This window comes from Pseudomonas sp. H1_G08 (assembly GCF_054681355.1).
The window spans coordinates 5,349,303-5,368,950 of the sequence record NZ_CP162822.1 but is presented as its reverse complement, the minus strand read 5'-3'; the positions used below and the strand labels follow the sequence as shown (position 1 = coordinate 5,368,950).

Below are 19,648 nucleotides of genomic sequence, written 5' to 3'. Positions count from 1 at the left end.
TTTAATCGCAGATCGAACGCTCTAGGAAGGCGTTCTCGCCTAATTGAGGTTTTCGACGAGCAGCGCATCCACCCTCTGGAAGCCCCGCGGAAGTTTGTTTCCGCGCCGTCCCCGCTCACCTTTGTAGTGCTCGAGGTCGTCGGCTTTCAGCGACAGGGTCCGTTTGCCAGCCTGCAATACCAGGGTGGCGCCTTCCGGCAGGACGGCGATGTCCGTGACATATTCTTCGCGACTGGCCACGCGTTCACCGGATATACCGATGATCTTGTTGCCTTTGCCCTTACCTAATTGTGGCAGATCGCTGATTTTGAAGATCAGCAGGCGACCTTCGGTCGTGACCGAGGCCAGCCAGTTCTGCTCACGATCGGCCACAGGGCGCGGCGCGATGACCTTGGCGTTGTTCGGCAGGCTCAACAGGGCCTTGCCGGCCTTGTTCTTCGCTTGCAGGTCTTCGCCTTTGACCACGAAGCCGTAACCGGCATCGGACGCAATCACGTACAGCGCATCGTCTTCGGGCATCAGCACGCATTCGAACGAAGCGCCCGGTGGCGGCGTCAGACGGCCGGTCAAGGGTTCGCCCTGGCCACGGGCCGACGGCAAGGTATGCGCGGCGACCGAGTAGCTGCGACCGGTGGAATCGATGAACACGGCAAACTGGTTGGAGCGCCCCGCCGCCGAGGTCTTGAAGCCATCGCCAGCCTTGTACGACAGACCGGTGGCGTCGATGTCATGGCCCTTGGCCGAACGCACCCAGCCTTTTTCCGACAGCACGACAGTGACTTTCTCGTTCGGCAGCAGATCGTGTTCGCTCAGCGCCTTGGCTTCGGCGCGCTCGACGATTGGCGAACGGCGGTCGTCGCCGTAGGTTTCGGCGTCTTTGAGCAGCTCGGTGCGCACCAGTTTCTTCAGCTTCGCTTCGCTGCCCAGCAGGGCTTGCAGCTTGGCTTGTTCCTTGAGCAGTTCGTCCTGCTCGTCGCGCAGCTTCATTTCTTCCAGTCGCGCCAACTGACGCAGACGGGTGTCGAGAATGTAGTCGGCCTGGATCTCGCTGAGGGCGAAACGCTCGATGAGCTTGGCTTTCGGGTGTTCCTCGGTGCGGATGATGTGGATCACTTCATCCAGGTTGAGGTAGGCGATCAGCAAACCGTCCAACAGGTGCAGGCGACGCTCGACCTTGTCGAGGCGGAATTGCAGGCGGCGACGCACGGTCAGCACGCGGAATTCCAGCCATTCGACCAGCAGCGCACGGAGGTTTTTCAGCTGCGGCTTGCCGTCCAGACCGATGATGTTGACGTTGACCCGGTAGGTCGACTCCAGCTCGGTGCTGGCGAACAGGTGCTGCATCAGCGCTTCGTGATCGACGCGGCTGTTGACCGGGATGATCACGATGCGGCACGGGTTTTCGTGGTCGGATTCGTCACGCAGATCGGCGATCTGCGGCGCTTTCGACGGTTTGGCCTGCATCAGCGCGGCAATCTGCTCCAGCACCTTGGCGCCGGAGACCTGATGCGGCAGCGCGGTGACGATGATGTCGCCATCCTCGACGTGGTACACGGCGCGCATACGCACCGAGCCCTTGCCGGTTTCGTACATCTTCAGCAGGTCGGCGCGCGGCGTGATGATTTCCGCTTCGGTCGGATAATCCGGACCCTGAATGTGTTCGCAGAGCTGTTCGACCGTGGCTTTCGGCTCATCCAGCAAGCGCACGCAGGCGGTGGCGACTTCACGCAGGTTGTGCGGCGGCACATCGGTGGCCATGCCCACGGCGATACCGGTGGTGCCGTTGAGCAGAATGTTCGGCAGGCGCGCCGGTAACACCAGCGGCTCCTGCAGGGTGCCGTCGAAGTTCGGCCCCCAGTCAGCGGTGCCCTGGCCCAGTTCGCTGAGCAGCACTTCGGAATAGCGCGACAGCCGCGCTTCGGTGTAACGCATGGCCGCGAAGGACTTCGGATCGTCCGGCGCACCCCAGTTGCCCTGGCCGTCGACCAGCGTGTAGCGATAGCTGAACGGCTGCGCCATCAGCACCATCGCTTCGTAGCACGCCGAATCGCCGTGGGGGTGGAACTTGCCGAGCACGTCACCGACGGTACGCGCCGATTTCTTGTGCTTGGAATCGGCGTCCAGCCCCAATTCGCTCATGGCGTAGACGATACGCCGCTGTACCGGCTTCAGGCCGTCGCCGATATGCGGCAAGGCGCGGTCCATGATCACGTACATGGAGTAGTTGAGGTAGGCATTTTCGGTGAAGTCAGCCAGCGAGCGGCGTTCTACACCGTCCAGGCTGAGATCAAGGGAGTCGCTCATGCGGGCCTCATCGGTTCGTTGTCTGGCGCAGCAGCATGGTGCCACCGCGCTGGGTAAATTCAAGTCTGTTCAGGGCGCTCATGCCGAGCAGCACCTGGTCGCCATGCAGCCCCGGCGCCACCAGTGCACGGACATCCCGCAGCACGATGTCGCCCAATTGCAGGCGGGCAATCTTCGTTCGATAGCCCTGGCTCAGGCCATTGGCCGTGCTCAGGGTCACGCCGAAACCTTCTTGCAGCTTCAAACGCTTGGCCAGATCCGCCGGGATCGCGACATCGGTCGCGCCGGTGTCGAGCATGAACTCCACCGGCTCGCCGTTGATCTGGCCGCTGGCGACAAAATGCCCTTGGGCATTGCTCGCCAGTTTCACTTCGATAAATCCTTCGCCCTGCTCCGACGTGACCACGATGTTCGGATTCTGCTGGCGCTGCTCCCACTGCCCAAAAAATTTCGTCGCGAGAAACAGTGCCGCGCACCAGGCGAGGACCATTAGCACCCGACCGGCACGCTTGCCCGGCGGTTGCTGGCTCATGGCCTGGCACTCCAGCCACCGTCCGGCGCGGCGAAGCGCCAGACCACCGGGCGGACTTCGCCATCAGCACGTGGGCCAAAATTGTTGTCGACGCCGATCCACGCACCTCCGGCATCAATGATCAGCGCTTCTTCCAGTCCGTAGTTCTGCGAGTAGCGGCGATTTTCCCGCAACAGTTCGCCGGCGTACGACCAGCATTGTTCGACCTTGGCCGTCTGTGCATCGCGACGGCAGATCTCGAAAGCGTTGCGCTCAAGGGTAAACAGCTTGCCGTTGAACAAGGAAATGTCGGAAAAGTCGCGATGAACCGCTTTCGCCTTGGGAAACTGTGGCGGCTGCATCTCCTTGCCGCCCTCACTGAGCAGCACGCAGCGACCGTCACAATCCCACACCGTCTGCTGGCGCTTGATCAGCAGCAGGCCGCGCTTTTGCCGTTCGGCGGCCAGCCATATCTGATCACCGGCCGGGTTGATCGCCAGGCCTTCGAAGATCGAATTGAACTTGAGCAACAGGCCGCTCGCCCGCGCTTCGCGAACCAGCAGCGGCGAGATTTTCAGCCAGTTCGCCGGGCCACTGACCGGCACCTGCAACACCGCCGCATGGGCTTCGCTGACGATGTAGCGATTGCCAGCGCTGTCGCAACTGATGCCTTCGAAATCCAGTTCGCCCCCGCGAATGAACGACGCCGCCCAAGTGCGCGAGCTCAACCCCCACGGCAAGCCGCTCTCGGGCACGGGCGGCACGTCGATGTGCACGGTTTGCGCCTGCCAGACCGGATCGCGGGTATCGAGCCGATAGATCTGCTCGTCATCGCGATCGGAAACGGTCCACAGCTCGTTGCCGCACATGGCCAGACCTGACAGGTTACCGCCGCGCATGCCTTCGACCGGGTGTTCGGAAAGCAGCCGCAATTGTTGCAGCGGCTCGGCCGACACGCTCAGCGCACTCAGCAGCAACGCACCCGCCAAGGCCCAGCCAAACTGCATCAGGCCAGCACCTCGGCGAGGTTGCCTTTGGATTCGAGCCAGGTCTTGCGGTCACCGGCGCGTTTCTTCGCCAGCAGCATATCCATCATTTCCGAGGTTTCGGCGAAGTCTTCGCCCAGCGTCAACTGCACCAGACGCCGGGTGTTCGGGTCCATGGTGGTTTCACGCAGTTGCGGCGGGTTCATTTCACCCAGACCTTTGAATCGGGTGACCTGGGGTTTGCCGCGTTTCTTTTCGGCCACCAGGCGATCGAGAATGCCGTCGCGCTCGGCTTCGTCGAGGGCGTAGTAGATCTCTTTGCCGAGGTCGATGCGGTACAGCGGCGGCATCGCCACGTAGACGTGACCGGCATCCACCAACGGGCGGAAATGCTGGACGAACAGCGCGCACAGCAAGGTCGCAATGTGCAGACCGTCGGAGTCGGCGTCGGCGAGGATGCAGATCTTGCCGTAGCGCAGCTGGCTCATGTCCGCCGCGCCCGGATCGACGCCGATGGCCACGGCGATGTTGTGCACTTCCTGGCTGGCGAGTACTTCGCTGCCGTCGACTTCCCAGGTGTTGAGGATCTTGCCGCGCAACGGCAGGATCGCCTGGAATTCCTTGTCCCGCGCCTGCTTGGCCGAACCGCCGGCGGAATCACCCTCGACCAGAAACAGCTCGGAACGCATCGGGTCCTGCCCGGCGCAGTCAGCCAGTTTGCCTGGCAGCGCCGGACCTTGGGTGACGCGTTTGCGCTCGACTTTCTTGCTCGCCTTGAGACGGCGGCCGGCGTTGTTGATCGCCAATTCGGCCAGGGCCAGACCGGTTTCCGGGTTGGCGTTGAGCCACAGGCTGAAAGCGTCTTTAACCACACCGGAGACGAACGCCGCTGCCTCACGGGAAGACAGACGCTCTTTGGTCTGGCCGGAGAATTGCGGCTCCTGCATTTTCATCGACAGGACGAAAGCGATGCGCTCCCAGACGTCTTCCGGCGCGAGTTTCACGCCGCGTGGCAGCAGGCTGCGGAACTCGCAGAACTCGCGCATCGCGTCGAGCAGACCCTGACGCAGGCCGTTGACGTGCGTACCGCCTTGGGCGGTCGGGATCAGGTTGACGTAGCTTTCCTGCACCGCGTCGCCACCTTCCGGCAGCCACAACAGTGCCCAGTCGACCGCTTCCTTATTACCGGCGAAAGCGCCGCAGAACGGCTCGTTGGGCAGACGTTCGAATTCGCTGACCGCATCGACCAGGTAGGAGCGCAGGCCATCTTCGTAATGCCACTCGACTTTCTCGCCGGTGCCTTTGTCTTCGAAGCTGACCAGCAAGCCCGGGCACAACACAGCCTTGGCCTTGAGCACATGCTTGAGGCGGCTGATGGAGAATTTGGGAGAATCGAAGTATTTCGGGTCCGGCGCGAAGTACACGCTGGTGCCGGTGTTGCGCTTGCCGACGGTGCCGACGATTTCCAGCTCGGAGGCCTTGAAGCCGTCCTTGAAGGTCATCTGGTATTCGTTGCCGTCACGTTTGACCCGTACGCGCACTTCGGTCGACAGCGCGTTGACCACGGAAATACCCACACCGTGCAAGCCGCCGGAGAACTGGTAGTTCTTGTTGGAGAACTTGCCGCCCGCATGCAGCTTGGTGAGGATCAGTTCGACGCCGGACACACCCTCTTCCGGGTGAATGTCGACCGGCATGCCACGGCCGTCGTCGCTGACTTCCAGCGAATGGTCGGCGTGCAGGATGACCTGCACCGATTTGGCGTGGCCGGCCAGGGCTTCGTCGACGCTGTTGTCGATGACTTCCTGGGCGAGGTGGTTCGGCCGACTGGTGTCGGTGTACATGCCGGGGCGTTTGCGCACCGGGTCGAGGCCCGAGAGGACTTCGATGGCGTCGGCGTTATAAGAACTAGCGCTGGGAGTGGCCATAAGGTCTCGTCGTCAGTCATTCATGAAAGAGGGGCAAGACTTCACAGCGTGGTGAAATCGATTGCCTGATACATATCGGCAGCCATGCCGGCAAAACTCAGCAACGCCGGCAATTGCCCGGCAAAGCCCTGGAAACTGTGGTCGCCGCCGGCCTGGATGCGCAAGGCACAGGCGCGGTAATACTGTTGGGCGAGGCGATAATCCAGCGTTTCGTCGCCGGTTTGCAACCAGACCTGATAACGCTGCGGATCCTGCGGTGGTGGCACTTCCAGTTCGGCCAGCGCCGTGACGTGGTCGTGGGTCAGTTCCCAGGTTTCATCGGTGTAGAGGTTCTGCTGCGTGCCCAGATAACCATCGAACATCCGGTGCGGGCTGACCGCCGGGTTGACCAGCAGGGCTTTCAGGCCATGGCGCTCGGCCAGGTGAGTCGCATAGTAGCCGCCGAGCGAACTTCCCACCAGCAACGGCCGGCCCAGCTCGGCGATTGCCTGCTCGAGCTGACCGATGGCTTCACGCGGATGGTGATGCAGCGCCGGCACGCGCAATTGCCCGCTCAAACCCAGCTGCTCCATGACCGCGACCAGCTGACAGGCCTTCTTCGAGGCCGGCGCGCTGTTGAAACCGTGGATATAGAGGATCGAACCGGACATTTGAGCTCCCTGGCTGTCGGCGAAAGATAGCGGAGTTTACAGGGAGAAGGACCGGGATTGGGGGTGGGTTCAATAAATTGGTGTGACAGCACAAGCTGCCCTCACCCTAACCCTCTCCCGGAGGGAGAGGGAACCGACTGGGGGATATTCGAGAGCTACACCGACCTGAGCGTTTTGCTGCGAATCCATAATCGATATCGCTGTTTCAGGTCGATGCACAGCCAAAGACACCGCGGTCGGCCCCCTCTCCCTCTGGGAGAGGGCTGGGGTGAGGGTCTTTGATTGTCAGTTCAGTAACCGTTGGAGCCGTAATCGACTGTGAACTCGAAGTCGCTGACTCTTTCGACGCCCGTTTCCAATTTCCCGTCCGGCAACAATCGCAACCAGCGATACCCCGGCGCCTGCTCGCCCACTTTGAAATCCGCACTCCCCGGCTCGAACTGGATACACGTCGAGGGCGAGGCCATCAAGCGCACGCCATTGCGGTCGCGATCGATTTCCTGATGCACATGCCCCCACAGCACCGCGCGAACCTGTGGAAAGCGATCCAGCACTTCAAAGAACGCTTCCGGGTTGCGCAAGCCGATCGGCTCCATCCACGCGCAGCCGATCGACACCGGATGATGATGCAGGCACACCAGATGATGGCGCTCAGGCGCCTCGCTCAGCGCGCGGGCGAGCAGTTGCAATTGATCATCCTGCAGATAGCCCGGCACCGAACCCGGCACCGCCGAATCCAGCATCGTCACCCGCCAATTGCCAATATCGACCACCGGCTCCAGCAGCGTGCTTTGCACCGCCGCCTCGGCCATGACCATCGGCTCGTCGTGATTGCCGGGAATCCAGCGCGCGGGTGCACTGATCTGCGCGCTCAGTTGGCGGAATGCCTGATACGACTGCAGCGTGCCGTCCTGGGAAATATCGCCGGTGGCCAGCACCAGGTCGATCTGCGCCTGTTGCGCCAACACCAGGTCGATGACCCTTTGCAGGCTCTCGCGGGTCTTCATGCCCAGCAGCGTGCCGTCCGCCTCGGCGAACAAGTGGCTGTCGGACAACTGCACCAGCAGCGCCGGGTCGGCGCTGGTCAATGTCGATACGCTGGGCAAGGCGCTCTCCCGGGGCTAAGCACGCAATGGATGGGTGCGGCAATTATGCTGGGGGATGACAAAAAGGGGAAACCGCCGAAGCGGACGCAGTTCACAACTAGCGAACGACTTCGTACTCGTGCCCCAACGCCAGGCAATGACTCAGCCATTCGCCCAGAAACACATTGAGCTGGGCCTTTTCATCGGGCTGGTGCATGGCGGCGTTCGGATAAGGATAGATGCCGCGAAAGCGTCGTGCATGCTCGGCGCTGACCACTTCGGCCATGCGCGCGTCGTGGTAGACCTGCACTTCCAGTTGCGGCACCGGCAACCACGGCAGACTGTGCTCCTGGCGCACCTGCAAGGTCGTGGTGTACGGGCAGGTCTGCAACACCTCGAGAGCGAGCACGCCAAGCATCTGCTCGCCCTGGGTCACAGCGATACGCCGCGCCTCGGGTTCGTTGCGCATGTCCGGCAGCAGTCGCATCAGGCGCGCGTAGTTGGCCTCGCAGGCGGCTTGCAGCCCTACGAGGTCAACCCGATAACGATCGCGCAGCTTGTTTACGACCATAGCCCCCTCACTTCGGCGCGGTTGAGCGCCAGCCACTGCAAGGCGATGATGCTCGCCGCGTTGGCAATACGTCCGTCACGCACGGCCTGCAAGGCATCTTCAAATGCCCAGACCGTTACGCGAATGTCTTCGGCCTCTTCTTCCAGCCCGTGCAGACCGCCGACACCGTCGGTGCTGCAACGTCCCAGATACAAATGCACGAACTCGTTGCTGCCACCCGGCGAGGGGAAATACTTGGTCATCGGCCACAGCGCCTTGATGTCCAGCCCAGCTTCCTCCTGCGCCTCGCGGTGAGCAACTTCTTCCGGTTGCTCATCCTTGTCGATCAGACCGGCGACCAGTTCGACCAGCCATGGGTTGTCGGCCTTGCCCATGGCGCCGACACGAAACTGCTCGATCAACACCACTTCATCGCGCTGCGGATCGTAAGGCAGGACGCACACGGCATCGTGGCGCACGAAGATTTCACGATTGATCTCGCGGCTCATGCCACCGGCGAACAGCTCATGGCGCAGGTGCACACGGTCAAGCTTGTAAAAGCCCTCGTAGCATTTTTCGCGCCGCACGATATCCACGGCGGTCGGAATGGCGTTGGCAAAGTCAGTCATAATCTTCCTCTTTACTGCACATCCATTACGAGGTTGCTGTGTACAACCGGCAACCTCGACTTCGCGCCATCCTAACGCGCCCGCACCGTTTGATGCAGCCCCTTTACCGTCAGCGGGATGGACGGTGAAGCTGAAACACACTCTAATCAGCTTAGTGGCGAACTGACTGCTCCGTTGAGAGTCGAAGCGGTATCTTTTTGCCTTCCCCTGCTTTCGAAAGGACGCCCATGTCGCTTTTCAAAATTGCCTCCGTGGCCGCTATTGCCCTGACTCTGGGCGCCTGTGCCAGCCTGTTCCAGCCCAACTATCGCACGCCGCTGGAAACCACCCGCGACGCCTCGGAACAACTCAAACCCGGCTGTTCCAATCCCGATTGCCCGCTGGTGAACATCGACACCCTGCGCTTCCCGGACGAGCCGGCACTGGACGGCATCATCGAAAAACGTCTGCTGCAAATGACCCGCACCGAGAAGAACGCACCGGTAGCGCCAACCCTGGCCGCCTACCGCGAGCAGTTCCTCGCCAGCGCCGGCCCGCGCAACAGCAGCTATCTGCAAGCGAAAGTACGCGAGCAGCATGACGGACTGGTGATCATCGAGCTGTCGAGCTACCTCGACACCGGCGGCGCCCACGGCACGCCGGGTCGCGGTTTCATCAACTATTCGCGCCAGCAGCACAAGGTGCTGAACCTGTCCGACATGTTGCTGCCGGGGCAGGAAGAGGCGTTCTGGAAAGCCGCGCAAGTGGCGCACAACAGTTGGCTGATCAGTACCAAGCTCGATCAGGAGGCGGAATTCGTCGCGAACTGGCCGTTCGTGAAAACCCCGCACGTGGCGCTGACCTATGGTGGCGTGATCCTCAAGTACGACGTGACTACCATCGCGCCTTATGCGCTGGGCCACGTCGAACTGAAGATTCCTTACCCGCGCCTGAACGGCATTCTCAAGCCTGAGCTGTTTCCCGGCCGTAACTGAAGGCCCGGCCCAGCACTAACTGCAACAGCCCTGCCAGCACCAGCGCCGGCAGGGTTGCGCCGACATCCGGATACAGATTCGCCAGCAAGTGGTAGGTGCTCACACCACCCAGCCACGCCAGCAACGCCGGCCAGCGCAATGCGGCTGACGCGACCTGAGCACTGCGTTTGCGCAGAATGAAGTGATCCACCAGCACCACGCCGAACAGCGGCGCGAACACCGAGCCGATCAACAGCAGGAAATTCTGGTACTGCGCCAATGGCGCCAGCAGTGCGATCAGCGTGCAGATCACGCCGATGGCCAAGGCCAGATGCTCGACTTTCAGACGCAACAGAATCCCGCTCGATACCGCCGCCGAGTGAATGTCGGCAAAAGCGTTTTCCGACTCGTCGAGCAGAATCAGCAACAGCGGAATGCCCAGGCCGGCGCCAGCCAAGGCCAGCAGCAACGCATTGACTTCACCGCTCGGCGCGAACGCCAGGGTGTAGGCCACACCAAGGCTCATCAGCCAGAAGTTACCGATGAAAAAACCCACAGCCGTGCCACCGAAAACATTCTTCGCACGCTTGCCGAAACGCGAGTAGTCGGCAATCAGCGGCAGCCATGACAGCGGCATGGCGATGGCAATGTCGAAGCCCACGGCAAACGGCATCGAACCGTCACCGGCGCGCGCCCACAGCGCCGCGAGGTCGGCTTTGGCGAACAGGTTCCAGGTCAGCCACAGGCACGCGGCGAGCAACAGCCAGATGCCCCACTTGCGCAGAATCTGCCGCACGAACGTCAACGGCCCGCTCACCGCGAGCAAGGTCGCCAGCGCACCGAAGAACAGCGTCCACAGAATCGGATTGGCCCACAGCGAACCTTCGCTGAAGGCGCGGCTGCCGAGCAGACTGGCGGCGTCGCGCATGACGATGATTTCGAACGAGCCCCAGCCGATCAGTTGCAGCAGATTGAGCAGCGCCGGCAGGCTCGCGCCTTTGCTGCCGAGGCTGAGCTTCAGCGCCGCCATCGATGACAGGCCGGTGTCGCTGCCGATCACGCCGACAGCAGCCAGCAACAGCACGCCGACCAGCGTGCCGAGGAAGATGGCCAGCAAAGAACCGGACAGACCCAGACCCGGCGCGAGCAATGCGCCGGTCTGCAAAACCATCAGGCCGATGCCGAGGGAGAACCACAGGGAAAACAGATCGCGCCCGCCGAACACACGCTTTGCAGCGGGGACGGCGAGGTCGGGGGAATAGGTGCCGGGTTGAATGCTCAAGGGTGTTATCTCAAAGGGACATTTGTTGTGATCGTTCCCACGCGGAGCGCGGGAACGATCAGTACGGGGTCAAACTTTCTTGTACAGCTGACTGCCTTCCTTCTTGAACCGCTCGGCCTGTTCCGCGAGGCCTTTGGCGACGTCCACGTCGACCGCGTCGATGCGTTGGTTGGCCGCGTATTCACGGACTTCCTGGGTGATCTTCATCGAGCAGAATTTCGGCCCGCACATCGAGCAGAAATGCGCGACCTTGGCCGAGTCCTTCGGCAGGGTTTCGTCGTGATAGGAACGTGCGGTGTCCGGGTCCAGGCCGAGGTTGAACTGGTCTTCCCAGCGGAATTCGAAACGCGCCTTGCTCAGTGCGTTATCACGGATCTGCGCGCCCGGGTGTCCCTTGGCCAGGTCCGCTGCGTGTGCGGCGATCTTGTAAGTGATGATCCCGGTCTTCACGTCATCCTTGTTCGGCAGGCCCAAGTGCTCCTTCGGCGTCACGTAGCAGAGCATCGCGCAACCGAACCAGCCGATCATCGCCGCGCCGATACCGGAAGTGATGTGGTCGTAGCCCGGCGCAATGTCGGTAGTCAGCGGGCCGAGGGTGTAGAACGGCGCCTCGTCGCAGCATTCGAGCTGCTTGTCCATGTTCTCTTTGATCAACTGCATAGGCACGTGGCCCGGGCCTTCGATCATGCATTGCACGTCATGTTTCCAGGCGATTTTGGTCAGCTCGCCGAGGGTTTCCAGTTCGCCGAATTGCGCTTCGTCGTTGGCGTCGGCAATCGAGCCCGGACGCAGGCCATCGCCCAGCGAGAAGCTGACGTCGTAGGCCTTCATGATTTCGCAGATTTCGTCGAAGTGGGTGTAGAGGAAGTTCTCTTTGTGGTGCGCCAGGCACCACTTGGCCATGATCGAACCACCACGGGAGACGATGCCGGTGACGCGTTTGGCGGTCAGCGGCACGTAACGCAGGAGCACGCCGGCGTGAATGGTGAAGTAGTCGACGCCCTGCTCGGCCTGTTCGATCAGGGTGTCGCGGAACAACTCCCAGGTCAGGTCTTCAGCGACGCCCTTGACCTTCTCCAGCGCCTGATAGATCGGCACGGTACCGATCGGCACCGGCGAGTTGCGGATGATCCACTCGCGGGTTTCGTGAATGTGTTTGCCGGTGGACAGGTCCATCACCGTGTCCGAGCCCCAGCGAATGCCCCAGGTGAGCTTCGCCACTTCTTCTTCGATCGAAGAACCCAGGGCACTGTTGCCGATGTTGCCGTTGATCTTCACCAGGAAGTTACGGCCGATGATCATCGGTTCCAGTTCGACGTGGTTGATGTTGGCGGGAATGATCGCGCGACCGCGAGCGATTTCTTCGCGGACGAATTCAGGGGTGATTTCTTGCGGAATGCTTGCGCCGAAGCTGTGGCCGGCATGTTGCTGTTTGAGCAAACCGGCTGCGCGGGCCTCTTGCAGCTTCATGTTTTCGCGGATGGCGACGTATTCCATCTCGGCGGTGATGATGCCTTTGCGCGCGTAGTGCATCTGGCTGACGTTGGCCCCGGCCTTGGCGCGGCGCGGGTTGTTGACGTGGGCGAAGCGCAGTTTGGTCAGTTCGGCATCGGCCAGACGCTGCTGGCCGAAGTTCGAGCTCAGGCCCGGCAGGCGCTCGGTATCGCCACGGTCATCGATCCACGCTGAACGCACATCGGCCAGACCTTTGCGCACATCGATGACCACGTTCGGATCGGTGTACGGGCCGGAGGTGTCGTAGACCGTGACCGGCGCATTGATCTCGCCGCCGAAATCGGTCGGGGTTACATCGAGGCTGATTTCGCGCATCGGCACGCGGATGTCCGGGCGCGAGCCCTGAACGTAGATTTTTTGCGAACGGGTGAACGGCTTGACCGATTGCTCGTCGACCTTGGCCGAGTCACTCAGGTTGATCGCGTTTTTTTCTTTTGTTGTCATCACGGGCTCTCCAGACAGCATCCAGCAGTGGATTGTCGGAGCAGAACCTGAAAGGCACGGACGCACCAGGACCGGTGCTGTGCATTCGTCACGAGCGTTCGATTGTCGAACAATATCCCGGACGAAGCACAAGAGGACTCGCCGGGTGACGAGAAATCTTGTTCCCTACGCAGGCGCTAACCTGATCAGGTTCAACGGGATCCGAAATTATTCGATCTCAGCCTCATAGCAAGGCACCCCGACAAGAACCCGGCCAGTCTAGACACAACCATCAAGGAACGCCAACACCGCAGCGAACGCCATGATGAATGGCGTAAATACCCAGGCTGGCCGATTGTTGCCGGAGCAATGCGCAACTACACTCGCTTGGCTTGCCCAGCCTTGACGCTGTGCGGGCTGCGCCTTACCTTTGGCGCCCGGATTACTTCCATAATATTCATGCTAGGGATCGCCTAATGCTGCGCAAACTTTCATTGGCTGTTGCCGTGTCCTGTGCGTCCAACACAATGGCCTGGGCAGCGGAAGCACCCTTGTCGACCAAAACCGATCTGGTCAGCGTCTATCAGGAAGCGGTCGACAATAACGCCGACCTCGCGGCGGCCCGCGCCCAGTATGGCGCGCAGAAAGAAGTGGTGCCGCAGGCCCGCGCCGGTCTGCTGCCAAACCTGTCCGGTGGCGCCGAAGTCGCCGACGTGCGCACCTCGATCGACCAGCCTTCGGCCATCGCCAACCGCAGCGCGCATTCCTATCAGGCGACACTCGCGCAGCCGCTGTTCCGCGCCGATCGCTGGTTCCAGTATCAAGCAGCCAAAGACGTCAACGAACAGGCCGCGCTGCAGCTCTCGGCCACCGAGCAGAACCTGATCCTGCAGAGCGCCGAAAGCTACTTCAACGTGCTGCGCAGCCAGGACAATCTGGCCTCGACCAAGGCTGAAGAAGCGGCGTTCAAACGTCAGCTCGATCAGTCCAACGAGCGCTTCGATGTCGGCCTTTCGGACAAGACCGACGTGCTGCAATCGCAAGCCAGTTACGACACCGCGCGAGCCAACCGCATCGTCGCCCAGCGTCAGGTCGATGATGCGTTCCAGGCGCTGATCACCCTGACCAACCGTCAGTACAACTCGATTCAGGGCATCGTCCACACGCTGCCGATTCTGCCGCCTTCGCCCAACGATGCGAAATCCTGGGTCGACACGGCGGCGCGGCAGAACCTCAATCTGCTCGCCAGCAACTACGCGGTCAGCTCCGCCGAGCAGACGCTCAGGCAGCGCAAGGCCGGCCACTTGCCGACCCTCGACGCCGTGGCCAAATACGAGAAAGGCGACAACGACGCCCTCGGCTTCGCCAACCCCAACTCGTTCGGCGCACCTTATGGCGGCAACGTCGAGCAGAGCACGCTGGGCCTGCAACTGAACATCCCGATCTACAGCGGCGGGCTGACCAGTTCGCAAGTGCGTCAGTCCTATGCGCAACTGGATCAGAGCGAACAGCAGCGCGAATCGCTGCGCCGGCAAGTAGTTGAAAACACCCGCAATCTGCACCGCGCGGTGAACACCGACGTCGAGCAGGTGCAGGCGCGCCGCCAGTCGATCATCTCCAACCAGAGTGCGGTGGAAGCCACGGAAATCGGTTATCAGGTCGGCACGCGCAACATCGTCGACGTGCTCGACGCGCAGCGCCAGCTGTACACCTCGGTGCGCAACTACAACAACACCCGCTACGACTACATCCTCGACAACCTGCGCCTGAAGCAGGCGGCGGGGACGCTGAACCCGGGTGATCTGGAAGATCTGCGGCGCTATCTGAAAGCCGATTACAACCCGGACAAGGACTTCCTGCCGCCGGATCTGGCGTCGGCGGCGGAAGCGCAGCTCAAGGCCCGGCCTTAAGCGTTAAAAACAAAAGATCGCAGCCTTCGGCAGCTCCTACAGGGAAATGCATTCCAACTCTAGGAGCTGCCGAAGGCTGCGATCTTTTTGCTTACTTGATCAATCTGCCCAAGCTATCCAGCAGCCGCTGCAACGCGCCCTGATTACGGCGCATCACCGCCAGCCCAGCCTCGGCCATGCGCTGCGCATCACGCGGCAGTTCGAACAAGCGCTGCACCTCGACTGCGAGCCCTTCGGCATCATCCACTTCGGCCAACGCCCCGGCTTCGCGCAGTTGCGCGGCGATGTCGAGGAAGTTGAACAGGTGCGGGCCGCTGAGTACCGGTTTCGCCAGCGCGGCGGGTTCGAGCAGGTTGTGCCCGCCATTCGGCACCAGACTGCCGCCGACAAAAGCGCTGTCGGCCAGGGCATAGAGAAACAGCAACTCACCCATGGTGTCGCCGAGCAGCACGCGCGTCTGCGCATCGACATTGGCCCCGGTCGAGCGACGTACCGTGGCGAAACCTTCGCGCTGGCACAAGTCGAACACCGAATTGAAACGCTCGGGATGACGCGGCACCAGAATCAGCAACGCATCGGGATGACTGCCCAGCAAACGACGATGGGCGTCGAGCACCACTTCGTCTTCGCCTTCGTGGGTGCTCGCAGCGATCCATACCGGGCGATCCTGCGCCTGCCACCGGCTGCGCAGTTCGGCTGCACGCCGCAACAGTTGCGGGTCGATGGTCAGGTCGAACTTGATCGAACCGGTGACCTCGACAGTTTCCGGACGTGCGCCAAGATCGCGGAAGCGCTGGGCCTCGGCTGCGGTCTGCACGGCCAGCAAACTCATCTCGGCGAGCATCGGCGCAGTGAGTTTGCTGAAGCGGCCATAGCCTTTGGCGGAACGCTGCGACAACCGCCCATTGGCCAACGCCACCGGAATCCCGCGCTTGGCACATTGATGAATATGGTTAGGCCACAGCTCGGTCTCCATGATCACTGCAAGCCTGGGCTGTACGCGATCAAGAAAACGCGCCGCCGCACAAGGCAAGTCATACGGCAGATAGCAGTGTTGAATGTGCGGCTCGTTGGAAAACAGTGCCTGAATCCGCTCCGAACCGGTCGGGGTCATGCAGGTCACGGTGATCGGCAGCGTCGGATAGCGTTCCAGCAGCGCGCGGATCATCGGCGCGGCGGCAATGCTTTCGCCGACCGACACCGCATGTACCCAGATGCCACCGGGCTGCAGGGTGGGCATGCTATAAGTGAAACGTTCGCCAATCCGTTTGGCATACGCCGGCGCCTTGCGCGCACGCAGCCACAGCCGAATCGCCACCAATGGCAGCCCCAGGTAAAACAGCGCGGTGTAGAGAGTTCTATTCATGGCGGCGGAGTTTATCGGCTTTTGTCGCCGATCGCCCGCAAGTGCACGGCAAAACGTTCCGCCAGCCAGCGCGCGGCCGGGCCGAGCGGTTCGTCGCGGCGCCAGACCAGTTCCACCACCAGCGCTGGCGGCGTCCATTCGCTGTCGAGCTCAATCATCTGGCCTTGATACGCCGAGTACTGCACAACGTGGCGCGGCAACCAAGCCCAGCCGAGATCGCGCACCAGCCATTCGGACATTACGTAAAAGCTGTCGGCGCGCCACACCTGTGGGCTGGCCGGCTCGTTGCCGGGATAGACGCTGGTCTGCGTCGACATCAGCAATTGCCGGTGCTGCGCCAGTTGCTGGCAGGTCACATAGGAATGCTGCGCCAGCGGATGATTGACGCCACAGACCGTGACCATTTCCACTCGACCCAGCACGCGGCGCTCAAGGGCTTCGGGGATTTCATCGTGATAGAACAACAAGCCAAGATCGGCCCGGCGTTCGACCAGTTTGCGCGCGACTTCGCCTTGGGCGGCGCTGGTCAGTTGCACTTCCAGGCTGGGAAACTGCTCGGCCAGTTCGCCGAAACTTTCCACCAGCGCCTGATAGGGCATCGCCTCGTCCTGAGCCACCCGCAACTGCGCCTCCTGGCCGCGCAGCATGGCCATCGCGCGGCCGTTGAGGCGCTCGCACTGGCGCAACACTTCCCGCGCCTCTTCCAGCAATGCCTCGCCCGCCTCGGTGAGACTGGGCTGACGGCCACTGCTGCGCTCGAACAGGCTCACGCGCAAATCCTCTTCGAGCATCGCGACAGCACTGCTGATCGCCGATTGCGCCTTGCGTTGTCGACGTGCCACGGCGGAGAACGATCGCTGTTCGGCGACGTCGACAAATACCCGCAGCTGCTCGAGATTCCATTGCATGCTTGCTACCAACCCATCTATAGAACAGATAGGTAATGACTTTACCCCATCTGAGCAATCCCTAAAATGTCGCCTCAGCAAGCAAAGATTTATTTGAGGATCGAAACCATGAACGCCTACGTCTATCTGGCCATCGCCATCTGCGCCGAAGTGATCGCCACCGTTTCGATGAAAGCGGTCAAGGGCTTCAGCACTCCTCTACCGCTGATTCTGGTGATTGTCGGCTACGGGATTGCATTCTGGATGCTGACGCTGGTAGTGCGCACCGTTCCGGTCGGCGTGGCCTACGCGGTCTGGGCCGGTATGGGCATTGTGATGGTCAGCGTGGCGGCACTGTTTATCTATGGGCAGAAGCTGGATATCCCGGCGATGCTGGGGATGGCGTTGATCGTGCTGGGCGTGGTGGTGATTCAATTGTTCTCGAAAACCGCCGGCCATTAACTGCCAGACACAATCCCCTGTGGGAGCGAGCCTGCTCGCGAATGCGGTACATCAGTCAACACATATGTCGACTGGCATTCCCTCTTCGCGAGCAGGCTCGCTCCCACATTGGCCCATATGTTCGGCATGTTGATCATCGACAAATCCGCCCCTTTCCCGAGTCTGTATACTGCGCCCTCGTCTTGAGCACTGAGGTCGCTGCATGCCATCCGTTATTTCCACCGACGTTCTGATTGTCGGCGCTGGTGTCGCCGGCCTCTGGCTGAATGCGCGCCTGCGCGGTCAGGGTTTTTCGACCGTGCTGGTGGAAAGCGCCAGCCTCGGTGGCGGGCAGAGCGTGAAGTCCCAGGGCATCATCCACGGCGGTGCCAAGTACGCGCTGCACGGCGCGCTGACCGGGGCCTCGGAAGCCATCGCCGACATGCCGCGCCGCTGGCGCGAGGCGCTGGCCGGCAATGGTGAGCTGGATCTGTCCGGCGTGCGCCTGCTGTCCGAAGCCCATTACCTGTGGTCGCCAGGCACTTTGGCCGGCAATCTGACCAGTTTCTTCGCCAGCAAAGCCGTGCGTGGCCGGGTCGATCAGGTCAAGGGCGATGAACTGCCGCTGGCCCTGCAAGACAAGCGTTTCAAGGGCAAGGTCTATCGCCTCGCCGAACTGGTAGTGGATGTCCCGAGCCTGATCCAGCGCCTCGCCGAGCTGGCCGGTGACGGTCTGCTCGCCGGGCAGGTCATCGAGCCGCTGCTGGAAGCCGGCGTGCTGGTCGGCCTGAAAGTCGACGGCCGTGAGATCCGCGCCCAGCGCATCGTCCTCAGCGCCGGCGCCGGCACGGCCGAACTGCTTGAAGCCCTGGGCCTGAGCCGTCCGGCCATGCAGCGCCGCCCCCTGCACATGATCCTCGCCAAAGGCCCCGGCTTGAAACCGCTGTACGCGCACTGCCTGGGCGGCGGCACCAAGCCGCGCATCACCGTGACCACGCATCCGGCGGCTGATGGCCAGTGGGTCTGGTACATGGGCGGCGACATCGCCGAAAGCGAAGGCGTGGCCCGCGAACCAGCCGAACAGATCGCCACCGCGCAAAAGGAAATCGCCCAATTGCTGCCGTGGATCGACCTCAGCACCACGCAATGGGCCACCCTGCGCGTCGACCGCGCGGAGCCGCTGCAAACCGGCCTGACCCGTCCGGACAACGCATTCCTCGCCGAGGAAGGTCGCTTGCTCGTCGGCTGGCCGACCAAACTGGCACTGGCGCCGGACTTCGCCGACCGCGTTATCGCCTCGCTGCAACGCGACGGCATCCAGCCGCAGGCGACTGATCCGCTGCCGCCGCTGCCGAAACCACCGCTAGGTGTACCCGCGTGGGAGCAACTGCTGCCATGAGCATCGCCACTCTGCACGAACTTCATCGCCCACTGGGTAGCACCGGCCTGACGGTTTCGCCGCTGGGCCTGGGCACGGTCAAACTCGGCCGCGATCAAGGGGTGAAATACCCCAACGGCTTTCAGATTCCCGGCGATGACGAAGCGCGCATGCTGCTGCGCCAGGCGCGCGATCTGGGCATCAACCTGATCGACACCGCACCGGCCTATGGGCGCAGCGAAGAACGCCTCGGCCCGCTGCTGCGCGGTCAGCGTCAGGACTGGGTGATCGTCAGCAAGGTCGGTGAAGAGTTTGCCGATGGCCTGTCGCGTCACGATTTCAGCGCCGCGCACACGCGAATGTCGGTCGAGCGCAGCCTGCAACGTCTGGAAACGGATTTTATCGATCTGGTCCTCGTGCACTCGGACGGCAACGACATGGCCATCCTTGAGCACGAAGAGGTCTACGCCACCCTCGCGGCGCTGAAGGCCGAGGGCAAGATTCGCGGCTTCGGGTTTTCCGGCAAAACCGTCGAAGGCGGCTTGAAAGCGCTGGAGCAAGGCGACTGCGCGATGGTCACCTACAATCTGAACGAACAAAACGAAAAGGCGGTCATTGACTATGCTGCTGCCCACGGCAAAGCCATTCTGGTGAAAAAAGCCCTGGCCAGCGGTCATGTCTGTCTGAGTCCGGGAGTCGATCCGGTGCGCGCCAGCTTCGAGTTGCTGTTCACTCATCCCGGCGTTGCCAGTGCTATTGTCGGCACGATCAATCCGCTGCACCTCGCCCATAACGTAGCGACCGTTGCCCAGGTCCTGCGTAGTCACTGACGCCGCCCCGCGGCCTTAAG

The 19,648-nt window shown here is 61.9% G+C and carries 17 protein-coding genes and 1 riboswitch; of the genes, 5 read left to right on the top strand and 12 right to left on the bottom strand.

Annotated features, from left to right (window positions below; genetic code table 11):
- Positions 1 to 39: 39 nt before the first annotated feature.
- The 8 genes from parC to AB4N85_RS24295 form a co-directional block, all read right to left on the bottom strand.
- Complete coding sequence (gene parC / locus AB4N85_RS24330; protein ID WP_024011349.1) at positions 40 to 2,304, bottom strand: DNA topoisomerase IV subunit A; 2,265 nt, start codon at positions 2,302 to 2,304, stop codon at positions 40 to 42.
- A 7-nt stretch (positions 2,305 to 2,311) separates the two neighbouring features.
- Entirely contained in the window at positions 2,312 to 2,836 is a 525-nt protein-coding gene (locus AB4N85_RS24325) for a retropepsin-like aspartic protease family protein (RefSeq protein WP_041477648.1), read from the bottom strand.
- Positions 2,833 to 3,822, bottom strand: coding sequence for an esterase-like activity of phytase family protein (locus AB4N85_RS24320; RefSeq protein ID WP_252868693.1), 990 nt, complete (start codon positions 3,820 to 3,822; stop codon positions 2,833 to 2,835). The genes AB4N85_RS24325 and AB4N85_RS24320 overlap by 4 nt, the downstream gene beginning before the upstream one ends.
- Positions 3,822 to 5,729, bottom strand: coding sequence for a DNA topoisomerase IV subunit B (gene parE / locus AB4N85_RS24315; RefSeq protein WP_095180975.1), 1,908 nt, complete (start codon positions 5,727 to 5,729; stop codon positions 3,822 to 3,824). Before parE ends, AB4N85_RS24320 begins: the two co-directional genes overlap by 1 nt.
- Positions 5,730 to 5,770: 41 nt before the next feature.
- Positions 5,771 to 6,379: a YqiA/YcfP family alpha/beta fold hydrolase gene (locus AB4N85_RS24310; protein WP_095180976.1), complete on the bottom strand. Its 609-nt coding sequence runs from the start codon at positions 6,377 to 6,379 to the stop codon at positions 5,771 to 5,773.
- Between the two features lie 290 nt (positions 6,380 to 6,669).
- Positions 6,670 to 7,485, bottom strand: a complete 816-nt coding sequence (cpdA, locus tag AB4N85_RS24305) for a 3',5'-cyclic-AMP phosphodiesterase (protein WP_252868692.1) — start codon at positions 7,483 to 7,485, stop codon at positions 6,670 to 6,672.
- Positions 7,486 to 7,582: 97 nt separating this feature from the next.
- Positions 7,583 to 8,035, bottom strand: coding sequence for a DUF1249 domain-containing protein (locus AB4N85_RS24300; protein ID WP_016771972.1), 453 nt, complete (start codon positions 8,033 to 8,035; stop codon positions 7,583 to 7,585).
- Positions 8,026 to 8,643: an NUDIX domain-containing protein gene (locus AB4N85_RS24295; RefSeq protein WP_024011344.1), complete on the bottom strand. Its 618-nt coding sequence runs from the start codon at positions 8,641 to 8,643 to the stop codon at positions 8,026 to 8,028. Before AB4N85_RS24295 ends, AB4N85_RS24300 begins: the two co-directional genes overlap by 10 nt.
- Before the next feature lie 227 nt (positions 8,644 to 8,870).
- Here AB4N85_RS24295 and AB4N85_RS24290 point away from each other — a divergent pair, with 227 nt between their 5' ends.
- A complete protein-coding gene (locus AB4N85_RS24290; RefSeq protein WP_016771974.1) occupies positions 8,871 to 9,617 on the top strand; it encodes an RsiV family protein in 747 nt (248 codons plus the stop codon).
- On the opposite strand, the gene cytX is transcribed toward AB4N85_RS24290, so the two are convergent.
- The gene (gene cytX, locus AB4N85_RS24285) at positions 9,586 to 10,878 is read right to left on the bottom strand and encodes a putative hydroxymethylpyrimidine transporter CytX (RefSeq protein WP_056787515.1); all 1,293 of its coding nucleotides are present in this window, start codon (positions 10,876 to 10,878) and stop codon (positions 9,586 to 9,588) included. The genes AB4N85_RS24290 and cytX overlap by 32 nt on opposite strands.
- A 69-nt stretch (positions 10,879 to 10,947) precedes the next feature.
- Positions 10,948 to 12,837, bottom strand: coding sequence for a phosphomethylpyrimidine synthase ThiC (thiC, locus tag AB4N85_RS24280; protein WP_252868691.1), 1,890 nt, complete (start codon positions 12,835 to 12,837; stop codon positions 10,948 to 10,950).
- Positions 12,838 to 12,982: 145 nt separating this feature from the next.
- A riboswitch (TPP riboswitch) is annotated at positions 12,983 to 13,088 on the bottom strand.
- A 204-nt stretch (positions 13,089 to 13,292) separates the two neighbouring features.
- On the opposite strand from thiC, the gene AB4N85_RS24275 reads away from it, so the two are divergent.
- Positions 13,293 to 14,726: a TolC family outer membrane protein gene (locus AB4N85_RS24275; protein ID WP_041477642.1), complete on the top strand. Its 1,434-nt coding sequence runs from the start codon at positions 13,293 to 13,295 to the stop codon at positions 14,724 to 14,726.
- Positions 14,727 to 14,817: 91 nt separating this feature from the next.
- Here AB4N85_RS24275 and waaA read toward each other — a convergent pair whose 3' ends face one another.
- Complete coding sequence (waaA, locus tag AB4N85_RS24270) at positions 14,818 to 16,092, bottom strand: lipid IV(A) 3-deoxy-D-manno-octulosonic acid transferase (RefSeq protein ID WP_252868690.1); 1,275 nt, start codon at positions 16,090 to 16,092, stop codon at positions 14,818 to 14,820.
- Positions 16,093 to 16,103: 11 nt separating this feature from the next.
- A complete protein-coding gene (locus tag AB4N85_RS24265) occupies positions 16,104 to 17,000 on the bottom strand; it encodes a LysR family transcriptional regulator (RefSeq protein WP_150638308.1) in 897 nt (298 codons plus the stop codon).
- A gap of 108 nt (positions 17,001 to 17,108) precedes the next feature.
- Between AB4N85_RS24265 and AB4N85_RS24260 the strand changes: the two genes are divergently transcribed.
- The 3 genes from AB4N85_RS24260 (at position 17,109) to AB4N85_RS24250 (ending at position 19,628) form a co-directional block, all read left to right on the top strand.
- Positions 17,109 to 17,441 (top strand): DMT family transporter, encoded by a 333-nt coding sequence (locus AB4N85_RS24260; protein ID WP_150638310.1) that lies wholly within the window; start codon positions 17,109 to 17,111, stop codon positions 17,439 to 17,441.
- 202 nt (positions 17,442 to 17,643) lie between these two features.
- Positions 17,644 to 18,819 (top strand): NAD(P)/FAD-dependent oxidoreductase, encoded by a 1,176-nt coding sequence (locus tag AB4N85_RS24255; RefSeq protein WP_056787503.1) that lies wholly within the window; start codon positions 17,644 to 17,646, stop codon positions 18,817 to 18,819.
- On the top strand, positions 18,816 to 19,628 hold the full coding sequence (locus AB4N85_RS24250; RefSeq protein ID WP_095180984.1) for an aldo/keto reductase: 813 nt from the start codon (positions 18,816 to 18,818) through the stop codon (positions 19,626 to 19,628). Before AB4N85_RS24255 ends, AB4N85_RS24250 begins: the two co-directional genes overlap by 4 nt.
- Positions 19,629 to 19,648: the final 20 nt, after the last annotated feature.